The sequence below is a fragment of the Frankia sp. CoWAU3 genome, assembly GCF_977971855.1.
This window is the reverse complement of the sequence record NZ_CDWWXB010000098.1, coordinates 1-2480: the sequence shown is the minus strand read 5'-3', so window position 1 is coordinate 2480 and position 2480 is coordinate 1. Positions and strand designations below refer to the sequence as shown.

General features: G+C 72.6%; 3 protein-coding genes. 1 reads left to right on the top strand and 2 read right to left on the bottom strand.

Annotated elements, in window-relative coordinates; genetic code table 11:
* A partial coding sequence (locus tag AC08ON_RS10585; RefSeq protein ID WP_476616871.1) for an NADPH-dependent FMN reductase occupies positions 1-514 on the bottom strand: 514 nt, incomplete at its 3' end.
* A gap of 113 nt (positions 515-627) precedes the next feature.
* The gene (gene soxR / locus AC08ON_RS10580; RefSeq protein WP_476607391.1) at positions 628-1119 is read right to left on the bottom strand and encodes a redox-sensitive transcriptional activator SoxR; all 492 of its coding nucleotides are present in this window, start codon (positions 1117-1119) and stop codon (positions 628-630) included.
* 229 nt (positions 1120-1348) lie between these two features.
* Between soxR and AC08ON_RS10575 the strand changes: the two genes are divergently transcribed.
* Positions 1349-2480: UDP-glucose--hexose-1-phosphate uridylyltransferase (locus AC08ON_RS10575; protein WP_476616870.1), on the top strand; the 1132-nt coding region annotated here is incomplete at its 3' end.

Sequence of the window (2480 nt, the reverse complement as noted above, 5' to 3'; positions counted from 1 at the left end):
CCGCCCGGCCGTCCAGGTAGGGCCGGGGCGCGCCGCGCAGGTCCTCCAGATAGTCCAGGGCGTTCTTGACCTGGCCCGATATCCCGCCGTGGTAACCGGGAGTCGCGATCACGAGGCCGTCGGCCCGTTCGACGGCGGCGAGGAGGCGCAGCGCGGCGGCGGGACGTTCCTGGCGTTCCGGCGCGTACATCGGCAGGTCCAGGTCCGCCGCACCGAGCAGCACCGTCTCCGCGCCGGCCTGCCCCATCATCGCCAGCACCGTCGCCAGGGCCTGGTGGGTGGTGGAGTTCGCCCGGCTGCTGCCACCGATGCCGACGATTAACGGGCGGCGGCGACGGGCCCGCACCGGACCGGGACCGTCCGGCGGCATGTCGGGCGAACGGTGCGCCGAGACCCGGCTGGGCAGCCCGGAGACGGGATCCGTACCGACCGTCTGGCTGCCCGTCTGGCTGCGCCCGCTCCTCGGCTCGCCGTTGCTGGCACCCGGTTGGAACATGCCGAATGTGTCTCCCACTACCCCTCCTCGTCCCGGATCCGGCGTCCCGGATCCGGCGTCCCGGATCCGGCGATGGACCGCCACCCGCGTGCCGTCGCGTCTGTCCTATCGCGGATGTCCTAGCCGATGTCCTATCGGACGGGCTGACCACACCGATCGAGGGGGTTGCGGGTCTGGCGCAGCGCGGCCGGCAGCGCGCGAGCGCCCGGCCCCAGCTCGGCGATCCGGTCGTGCGGATTCGAGATGCGGCAGCTTCGCAGCGACAGGCAGCCGCAGCCGATACACAAGTCGAGTTTGTCACGCAGAGCGACCAGGGCCGCGATCTCGTCGTCCAGCCGGCCGCGCCACCGCCGCGAGATCGCGGACCAGTCCGCCTTGGTCGGCGTGCGCGACTCGGGCAGCGTCGACAGGGTCTCCCGCACCTCGTCGAGACTGAGCCCGACCGCGGTGGCGGCGCGGATGAACGCCAGCCGCCGCAGGACATGGCGCTCGTACCGGCGCTGCCCACCCGAGGTCCGGGTGGCGGTGAGCAGGCCCTGCTGTTCGTAGAAGCGCAGCGCCGACGCGGCGAAGCCACTTCGCTGCGAGAGCTCACCCACGGTCATCAGATCGGTAGGAAGCATGCCCGCAGACTATGGTGTTGAAGTTGAACTCAACATGAGGTTCCCGGAACCCGGCGGCGCCGCAACGGGCTGGCCGTCATGCCCGGTCACGCCCCGTTATGCTTCGCCACGCCTCGTTACGTCTCGCCGCCCCTCGCCGCCCCGCGTCGCCCCTCGTCACGCTCCGGCTCCGTGGTAACGGGGATCACCCCCGGCCGTCCCGGCAGCGCGTTTGCCGCGGTCGCCGCCCATGGCAGGCTTCGTCGCGATGGACGACATCACGCATCGGCGGTTCAACCCGCTCACCGGCCGTTGGGTTCTGGTCTCGCCGGGGCGGACGCGGCGACCGTGGCACGGCGGTCAGGAACCACCGCCGGTGCCGGCCGCAGTCGCCCATGATCCTCTATGTGACCTCTGCCCGGGCAACCTCCGGGCCGGCGGTGAACGCAACCCCTCCTACTCCGGTACCTACGTGTTCACCAACGACTTCCCGGCGCTGCGTCCCGACCCGGTCCGGCCCGCCGGCCCGCCTGTCGCCCCGCCCGCCGACCCGGCTCCGGTGTGGCCGGCGGGTCCCGGATCGGGCCTGCTGCGCAGCGAACCGGCCCGGGGGACGTGCCGGGTCGTGTGCTTCGGCCCTCGTCATGATCGCGGGCTCGTCGACATGACTCCGGCCGAGGTCCGGGCGGTCGTGGACACCTGGGCGGCGCAGGAGGAGGAACTCTCCCGCACCTGGCGCTGGGTGCAGGTCTTCGAGAACCGCGGCACCGCGATGGGCGCGTCGAACCCGCATCCCCACGGTCAGATCTGGGCCTGCGACGCGTTGCCCGACGAGCCGGCCGCCGAGGATGCGCGGCAGCGGGAGCACTTCGCCCGGTCTGGCAGCTCCCTGCTGATGGACTACGCCGAGATCGAGACGGCGGCGGGGGAGCGGGTGATCCTGGCGGAGGAGCACTGGCTCGTCGTCGTGCCGTTCTGGGCGCTGTGGCCGTTCGAGACCCTGCTCCTGCCCCGGCATCCGGTCGACCGCCTCGCCGCGCTCTCCGACGACCAGCGGGACGGGCTGTCCCGCCTGCTCGGCCGCCTCCTCACCGGCTATGACGCCCTGTTCGACCATCCCTTCCCGTTCTCGATGGGCTGGCACGGAGCGCCCGGGCCGCATCCCGCGACCGGACCCCGGCCGGGACCGGGGCTGGAGCCGGTGCCGGGGCCGGGGCCGGGGCCGGACCTTGATCCCGGCCGGGGACCCGGCGATCCGCCCGCGGCGTTCTGGCAGCTGCACGCCCACTTCTATCCGCCGTTGCTGCGCTCCCCGACCATTCGCAAGCATCAGGTCGGCTACGAAATGCTCGCCGACGTGCAGCGTGACCTCACTCCGGAGG

What these genes read in the sequence shown, in the direction of transcription:
- soxR (WP_476607391.1), bottom strand. Translation starts at nt 1,119, where the DNA reads ATGCTTCCTACCGATCTGATGACCGTGGGTGAGCTCTCGCAGCGAAGT.